Source organism: Blautia sp. CAG:257 (assembly GCF_000433815.1).
GTDB classification, from domain to species: Bacteria; Bacillota; Clostridia; order Lachnospirales; family Lachnospiraceae; genus Blautia_A; species Blautia_A caecimuris.
This window is the reverse complement of the sequence record NZ_HF998993.1, coordinates 42,227-49,999: the sequence shown is the minus strand read 5'-3', so window position 1 is coordinate 49,999 and position 7,773 is coordinate 42,227. Positions and strand designations below refer to the sequence as shown.

8 protein-coding genes are annotated in these 7,773 nt (G+C 42.2%); 2 read left to right on the top strand and 6 right to left on the bottom strand.

The window, feature by feature from the left end:
• The first annotated feature begins 357 nt into the window (after positions 1-357).
• Both QVP40_RS13965 and QVP40_RS02030 read left to right on the top strand, forming a co-directional pair.
• Positions 358-552: a helix-turn-helix domain-containing protein gene (locus QVP40_RS13965; protein ID WP_288200188.1), complete on the top strand. Its 195-nt coding sequence runs from the start codon at positions 358-360 to the stop codon at positions 550-552.
• 97 nt (positions 553-649) lie between these two features.
• Positions 650-1,150, top strand: a complete 501-nt coding sequence (locus QVP40_RS02030; RefSeq protein ID WP_022066848.1) for a methylated-DNA--[protein]-cysteine S-methyltransferase — start codon at positions 650-652, stop codon at positions 1,148-1,150.
• Between the two features lie 41 nt (positions 1,151-1,191).
• Here QVP40_RS02030 and QVP40_RS02025 read toward each other — a convergent pair whose 3' ends face one another.
• From QVP40_RS02025 to QVP40_RS02000, 6 genes are all read right to left on the bottom strand, one after another.
• Entirely contained in the window at positions 1,192-2,805 is a 1,614-nt protein-coding gene (locus QVP40_RS02025; RefSeq protein ID WP_022066847.1) for a putative polysaccharide biosynthesis protein, read from the bottom strand.
• A 10-nt stretch (positions 2,806-2,815) separates the two neighbouring features.
• A complete protein-coding gene (gene ung, locus QVP40_RS02020; protein ID WP_022066846.1) occupies positions 2,816-3,499 on the bottom strand; it encodes a uracil-DNA glycosylase in 684 nt (227 codons plus the stop codon).
• A gap of 13 nt (positions 3,500-3,512) precedes the next feature.
• Positions 3,513-4,271 (bottom strand): imidazole glycerol phosphate synthase subunit HisF, encoded by a 759-nt coding sequence (gene hisF / locus QVP40_RS02015; RefSeq protein WP_022066845.1) that lies wholly within the window; start codon positions 4,269-4,271, stop codon positions 3,513-3,515.
• 1 nt (position 4,272) lies between these two features.
• On the bottom strand, positions 4,273-4,893 hold the full coding sequence (gene hisH, locus QVP40_RS02010) for an imidazole glycerol phosphate synthase subunit HisH (protein ID WP_022066844.1): 621 nt from the start codon (positions 4,891-4,893) through the stop codon (positions 4,273-4,275).
• A gap of 475 nt (positions 4,894-5,368) precedes the next feature.
• The gene (locus QVP40_RS02005; RefSeq protein WP_022066843.1) at positions 5,369-6,928 is read right to left on the bottom strand and encodes a sensor histidine kinase; all 1,560 of its coding nucleotides are present in this window, start codon (positions 6,926-6,928) and stop codon (positions 5,369-5,371) included.
• A complete protein-coding gene (locus tag QVP40_RS02000; protein ID WP_022066842.1) occupies positions 6,925-7,608 on the bottom strand; it encodes a response regulator transcription factor in 684 nt (227 codons plus the stop codon). The genes QVP40_RS02005 and QVP40_RS02000 overlap by 4 nt, the downstream gene beginning before the upstream one ends.
• Positions 7,609-7,773: the final 165 nt, after the last annotated feature.

The following is a 7,773-nucleotide window of genomic DNA, read 5'->3' as shown; positions in this document are numbered from 1 at the left end:
AAAACAGGTGACTGTGGATAAAACTGCGGAAACTCAAGGATCTCTCATATTGACAAGAAGATAATAAATCGTTTCATACATTCCCGATTCTTTTTCATCTCGCCTGTAAGGGGATGTTAATGTCCGCACTGCATTTACCTTAAACGTCAATCTTTTGTTCCTATAAAATCCTCTCTTCTGATTTTTCCAAAACCTGTTGCTTTGAGTTTAGTATATATAGTAAATGCACCATAGTGCATAATTGAGGTTTTTATGTCTGAACGAAAGAAATATGATCCTGGATTAGTAAAAGTCGGAGAAATGCTCAAAGAAAAACGAAAAGCACTGGGCGCTGAATATAAAACATGAGAACATTTTATTGAACTCAGAAATTCTGAATTATTTGATAACAGCGACTGGCTTTCTCCACGTCATCTGGCAAATATTGAATCTGGGAAAAACTGGATCAGTATTGAAAAATTAATACTGCTTTCTACTGCGCTCGAAGAAAACCCTGTGGATTTATTTTCCGAAATCATCCATACCTACAGAGAAGGAAAAAATACTTTTTAATTTTACCCACTATACAGTTCTCTTCCTCCCCCTTGTTTTTCCCCGCTGAAGGAATTATAATACGCCCATACAATCACACTTACATGGAGGTGGTATTATGCACTACACCAGCCGTTATCAATCCCCTCTTGGAGAAATTCTTCTGGCAGCGGATAACATAGGACTGACAGGATTATGGTTTTATGGGCAGAAATATTTTGCGCTTCACCTGGATGAAAGTCACGAGGAAAAAACCTGTCCGGTATTAGGGCAGGCAAAGATCTGGTTGGATCTTTATTTTTCCGGACAGAAACCTGATTTTTCTGTTCCTCTGCATCTGAGGGGAACAGAATTTCAAAAAGAAGTATGGGAAATCCTTTGTGATATTCCTTATGGAACCACGGTCACTTATGGAAAAATCGCTGCTGTTCTTGCACAAAAAAGAGGTCTGGAGCACATGTCTGCGCAGGCCGTAGGAAACGCGGTGGCGCATAACCCAGTATCTGTTATTGTACCATGCCACAGAGTACTTGGAAGTAAGGGAAGTCTTACCGGATATGCCGGAGGACTGGAACGAAAAATAAAGCTTCTGGAACTGGAAAAAGTCCCCCGATACTGAGGGACTTTTTCTTTATCTGATTACCTTTTCATTTCATTTACTCAGAACATTCTTCCAAATATTTTTACCAGAACAGCGCCTCCCGGCATTCTTCTCAGCCTCTCCCGAGAAGGCTTTTCCATTAAAATATATACTATAAAATAGGTTGCACCTCCCAGTGCAATGGACAGACACAGACAGATCACATTTGACTGAATCAGTTTGTACAGACCATAATATACAAGCCCTGCCACAGCTCCCATAGGTATAGATGCAAGGATTGGATTCAGGTATGCAAATCTCCACGGATTTTTATATCGAAGGTATTTTTTCATAGCCCTGTCGTTCAGAATACATACAACAACCGCATAAATAATCATTGCAACCAGCAGAGAATAAATTCCCAGATCTGTAAAGAGTAAAAGCAGAACAACAGCTACCACATCGACCACCAGCGCTACTGCAGCGGTGATCATTGGAATCTTTGGTCTTCCAATTCCCTGAAGCACTCCGTTTGAAATATTTGACATTCCATTTAACAGAATAGTAAAGGAGCCCAGCATCAGAAGCTTTCCTGCTGTACCATTGGTTCCTCCAAACAGCAGGGATACGATCGGCTGTGCAAGAACGGCTAAGCCTACTGCACAGGGAACAGAAATAAACATGGAAAGTTGCACTGTCTGATCAATTTTTCTTCTGGTTTCTTTTACTGCGCCTGTAGCATAAAGAGCCGAAACCTCAGGAATCATAGAGGTGGGCGCTGCACTGGAAAGGGTCAGAGGAATATTGATAATACTCATAAAATAAGTTGCATACTCTGCATACATCATACTTAATTTGTCTGCATCTGCTCCCTGTGTTCCGAGAATTTCCGAATAAAGAACACCGTTCAGATACCCATTTACATTATAGATAAATGCGCTGAGAATGATCGGAGATACGATCAGCATGATCAGTTTCAGGATATCCCCATATGATTTTTCTCTGTGTCTCCGGTCACTTTTTACTCTGGCGCGGATGCCTTTCCGGTTCATTCCGTAGACCATCATCATAAACAAAAGCGCTGTCACGACTCCGGCTGTTGTTCCAACTGTTGAGCCGGCAGCTCCCCATTTTGCCACCTGTTCCGGCGTTCCATCTGAAAGATTTTTGATAAAAAGCCATGCTGCAAGAAGACTTACAATAGCATTAAAAATCTGTTCAAGAATCTGAGAAACAGATGTGGGAAGCATATTTCTGTATGCCTGAAAATATCCCCTGTACACGCCGAGAATTCCCGAAAGGAATATGGTAGGGGATAAAATCTGCAAAGCCAGAACTGCATTGGGCTGATTGTGGGGAATAATAAATCTGGCGCCAAAAAGGCAGAAGAGAGCTACTGCTCCGCCTACAACAGCCGCATAGATCATAGACCCTCTGAATATTTTCTGTGCGTTTTTGTAATCTCTTAACGCAATCCTTTCTGAGATCAGCTTCGATACTGCCTGAGGAATACTGAAAGATGCGATCATCAAAAGGATCATATAGGCATTCTGGGCAAGGCTGATATAGCCCATTCCCATATTCCCTACAATGGAGGATAAGGGACTTTTATACAACAGGCCGATGATCTTGGATATCATTGCCGCGATCATCAAAAAGGAGGCATTTCTTACAAGATTATTCTTTTTTCCCATGATGTCTCCTTCACACCTGATCTTTATTTTCGATCTGCCAGTCAACTGGTTCCAGACCATTTTCTCTTAAAAATTCATTTGTTCTGCTGAAATGTCTGCAGCCGAAAAATCCTCTGTAAGCAGACAGCGGACTGGGATGCGGAGCTTCCAGAATCAGATGTTTTGGATTGTTCAGCATGGATTTTTTCATCTGGGCCGGACGTCCCCAGAGAAGAAATACAATGGGTCGGTCCTGTTCGTTGAGAATACGGATGGCTGCATCTGTAAACTGTTCCCAGCCAATTCCTCTGTGTGAATTGGCCTGATGCGCCCGCACTGTAAGCACTGTATTCAACAGAAGCACACCCTGGCGCGCCCATTTTTCCAGATATCCGTTATCCGGAATATAACAGCCAAGATCATCATGGAGCTCCTGATAAATATTTACAAGAGACGGAGGGATCTCCACATCTTTTTTTACGGAAAAACACAGACCGTGGGCCTGTCCGTCGTTATGATAAGGATCCTGTCCCAAAATCACCACTTTCACCTCACTGAGCGGTGTAAAATGAAATGCATTAAACATATCTTCTGCAGGAGGAAAAATCTTTCTGGTATTATATTCCTGCATTACTGTTTTGTATAATTTTGCATAATATGACTGGTGAAATTCGCCTTTCAGCGCTTCCAGCCACTCTCCTGACAAAGGAGCCATAACTGTCACCTCTTTATCTTCTTACTGAAATTCCTTTTTCTGCCAGATAATTTTTCACCTGACCGATTTCCAGTTCTTTGTAATGAAATAATGACGCAGCAAGAACTGCATCTGCTTTTCCTTTTGTAAACGCCTCATGAAAATGTTCCAGAGTACCGGCTCCCCCTGAGGCGATTACGGGAATATCCACTGCGTCTGCCACTGCCCGGGTCAGTTCCAGATCATATCCTGCTTTTGTGCCGTCGCAGTCCATGCTGGTTAAAAGTATCTCCCCGGCTCCAAGATCCTCTGCCTTTTTTGCCCACCAGACAGCGTCTGTTCCTGTATCCAGTCTTCCGCCATGCTTGTAAATGTTCCAGCCTCCGTCTGCTCTCCGTCTGGCGTCAATGGCAACCACCACGCACTGGCTTCCGAACTTTTCCGCAGCTTCTGTGATCAGCTGTGGTCTGTCAATTGCCGCAGAATTTACAGAAATCTTGTCTGCTCCTTCTCTGAGAAGCTTTTTAAAATCGTCCACTGTACGGATACCTCCGCCTACGGTAAAGGGAATAAACACGCTGGAAGCAACTGCCCGTACCATATCCGTTACTGTATCTCTGTTTTCGCAGGAGGCTGTAATATCAAGAAATACCAGTTCATCCGCACCTGCCGCATCATAAGCCCTAGCAATTTCCACAGGATCACCTGCATCCTTCAGATCAACAAAATTTACACCTTTTACCACCCTTCCCCGGTTTACATCAAGGCAGGGAATGATTCTTTTTGTAAACATATCAGTATTCCTCCCTGTCAAGCTCTGCAAAATTCTTCAGAATTTCAAGTCCGTATTTTCCGCTTTTTTCCGGATGGAACTGACAGGCAAATACGTTATCCTTTTCTACAGAAGCATGAATCTCTGTGCTGTATTCTGTCACTGCCTTTACAATCTCCGGCTCCCGTGCCTGAAGATAGTAGGAATGGACAAAATATACATACGTATCCTGTGGAATATTCCGATACAGTCTTCCATTATTCTGAAGCTGAAGGGAATTCCATCCCATGTGAGGAATTTTTAACCCCGGAGACGGCGGTATTTTCAGGATTTTTCCTTTCAGGATTCCCAGTCCCTCTACTCCCGGGCTTTCTTCACTGCTTTCAAAAAGAAGCTGTAGTCCCAGACAGATTCCAAGGAATGGTTTTCCTTCCTTTATCATGTCCTGAATTACCGGAACCAACTCATATCTGTGAAGGTTTTCCATTGCCTGTCCAAAGCTTCCAACTCCGGGAAGAATTACTTTATCCGCATTTTTCAGTGTCTCCGGATTCCGGGACACAACTGTTTTCTCTCCCAGATAGGAAAGAGCTTTTTCTACACTTCTGATATTTCCTGCATCATAATCTATAATACCGATCATATGTCTTTCCTCTTTGTTAAAATTTTACAGAAACTTACATTTTATACTACATTTATGTTCTTTTATTTACAGATCCGGAAAACATATCTCTTACAGTGCCCTGCACTCTTTTATTCACTTCCGAATTTTCTTTCCATTTTTCAATCCCGAAAAGTTTCCGTTACAGAACAGTCTGCTATGTATTTCTGATCTGCTTCCGGTTCCTATACATTTCCAATCCCGAAATTCTTCCGTTACTGAACAGTCTGCTATATATTCCTGATCCATTTCCGGTTCCTTTGCATTTCCAATCCCGAAAAACTTCTGCTACAGAACAATCTGCTATGTATTCCTGATTCGCTTCTGTTTTCTGATCTGATAAAACCGGTAAAATAAATCCACTCTACATGCGTGTTCATTTTTCAACGGCTACGTCAAGTATACCCTAAAAAAAGACAGATGCAAAGAGCTTTCTTCACATCTGTCGATTTTTGTCTCAATTTACGCTTTTTCTGTCAAGGGTGAACCAGAATTCCACACCATTGTCATAATTACGGACACCGTACTCCTGGTTATGGCTTTCCATAATTGCCTTGACAATGGAAAGTCCGATTCCACTTCCTCCATATTCTCTGGTTCTTGCTTTATCCACCTTATAAAACTTTTTCCAGACATTGGGAATATCTGCTTCCGGTATGGGATTTCCCGTATTGAAGACTGTAATTCTTACTCTGTCTCCGTCAGGACACACACAGATTTCTATCTCTCTGTCACCGTCCAGATGATTCAGCGCATTGCTTGTATAATTGGTGACAACCTCTTCAATCCGGAATTCATCTGCCCATACGTACACCGGCTCCTCTGCCTCAAAGCTGACCTTTGCTTCTTTCTGCTGGATCATAATGTCCATGGACTGAAGAACGCCTTTTATCAGACTTACAATGTCAAAGCGTTCCATTTTTACTTCGTCACGGCCCTCTTCCAGGTGATTCAGTGTCAGGAGGTTTTTCACAAGCTTATTCATCTTGGCCGCCTCATCCATGATCACATCGCAATAAAACTCTCTGCTTTCCGGATCATCTGAAATGTTTTCCTTCAGTCCCTCTGCATAACCCTGCACAAGAGCAATTGGTGTTTTCAGTTCATGAGACACATTATTCAGAAACTCCTGCCTCTGCTGATCGATACGGATCTTGTTTTCAATATCCTTCTGAAGCTGGTTATTTACAGATTTCAGTTCTGATATAGTCCTTTCCAGCTCTTCTGACATTTTATTAAAATTCTCTCCAAGCTCGTCAATCTCATTTCCTGCCCTGCATTTATATTTTGCATCAAAATCAAGATTTTTCATTCTGCTGGAAAGAACCGTCAGTTCGCTGATGGGATTGGTGATCCTTTTTGTCACTGCCCATAAAATAACTGCGCTGACTGCAATGATCAGGATTCCCACAAAAAAGTAAAAGCTGTTGGAAATAGAAACACTGTCGCGAATGCTTTCCAGCGGCGTCCGGATCAGAAAGAAGCACCCGTTATCCAGCACGCCCCAGCTTTCTACATAATCCATTTCCACAAACCTGTCGCTGACCTGCTGGATCACATAAGTATCTGTTGAATCCAGAATTTTCGTCCAGCCTTTCTGTTCATCCAGATCATAGGCATAACCAATGAGGCGGGCCTGCAGCATTTTTTCATTGCCGCCCTCAGAGGCAACCTCTTTTCCATCTACTGTGATAATAGTCCAGGTAAGATTATTTTCTGAACATTCTCTTTTCAGGCTGTCAGAAATCTCTGCTGTGCTGTTTCCTTCTGAGTCTGTTACAATCTTCAGTTTTTGAAGATCATTGACTGCAGCCTCCAGAACCTCTGTTTTTTTTGTGATATAGTACCGTTCCAGAAACAGAAAATTAATAGCGGTGATGGTACACATAGATACCACCAGCAAACCGATAAAGAAAAATTCCAACTGATGTCTCAGGGAATAAACCTTCTTCTTATGAGGTTTTTCCTGCTTTTTTATCTGCAGGCGTTTCTTTTCTGGAAGCAGTTTCCGGCTCATGCTTCGTCAACCTCAAATTTATAGCCCATTCCCCATACTGTCTTAATATACTCGCCCTTTTCTCCCATTTTGCTTCTCAGCTTCTTTACATGGGTATCAATAGTACGGGCATCCCCGAAATAGTCATAATTCCATACAGAGTTGAGAATTTTTTCCCTGGAAAGAGCAATCCCCTCATTTTCCAGAAAATATGTGAGAAGTTCAAATTCTTTAAAGCTCAGTTCCATAGGTTCTCCGTCCACAGTTGCCTGATGAGCCGCTTTATCTATAACGATTCCCCCTGCTGAAAGAATATTTTCCGCAGTATCCTGCCCTGTCCTTCTTAAAATGGCCTCTACTCTTGCCACAAGAATTTTCGGACTGAAGGGCTTGGAAATATATTCATCCACACCAAGCTCGAATCCCAGAAGCTCGTCTCTCTCGTCGCCTCTTGCTGTAAGCATGATAATGGGAACTTTGGAATTTTTACGGATCTCACGGCACACCTCCCAGCCGTCCATTCTGGGCATCATGACATCAAGAAGGATCAGTGCAATATCCTTTTCTTTATAAAAAAGATCCATGGCTTCCTCACCATCTCCTGCTTCCAGAACCTGAAAGCCTTTTTTGGTCAGGAAATCCTTTACCAGCTTCCGCATACGGCTTTCGTCATCTACTACAAGTATTTTCAGGGCTTCCATATGAATACCTCCCGTTTTGATTTATAATGATTATAAGAGATTTTGACAGGTAAAACAATTTTTATTTTACCGTTTTTCTTGTCCTGTGCGAAAGAAGTGTCTTTCCATTCAGCCTGGACAAATCTGTTTTTATTTTTCTATTTATGATATCAGAAGTTTATGTTT

Bases quoted from the DNA above. Each gene is read 5' to 3' on its own strand.
- QVP40_RS02030 (WP_022066848.1), top strand. From the start codon at position 650: ATGCACTACACCAGCCGTTATCAATCCCCTCTTGGAGAAATTCTTCTG.
- QVP40_RS02025 (WP_022066847.1), bottom strand. From the start codon at position 2,805: ATGGGAAAAAAGAATAATCTTGTAAGAAATGCCTCCTTTTTGATGATC.
- ung (WP_022066846.1), bottom strand. From the start codon at position 3,499: ATGGCTCCTTTGTCAGGAGAGTGGCTGGAAGCGCTGAAAGGCGAATTT.
- hisF (WP_022066845.1), bottom strand. From the start codon at position 4,271: ATGTTTACAAAAAGAATCATTCCCTGCCTTGATGTAAACCGGGGAAGG.
- hisH (WP_022066844.1), bottom strand. From the start codon at position 4,893: ATGATCGGTATTATAGATTATGATGCAGGAAATATCAGAAGTGTAGAA.
- QVP40_RS02005 (WP_022066843.1), bottom strand. From the start codon at position 6,928: ATGAGCCGGAAACTGCTTCCAGAAAAGAAACGCCTGCAGATAAAAAAG.
- QVP40_RS02000 (WP_022066842.1), bottom strand. From the start codon at position 7,608: ATGGAAGCCCTGAAAATACTTGTAGTAGATGACGAAAGCCGTATGCGG.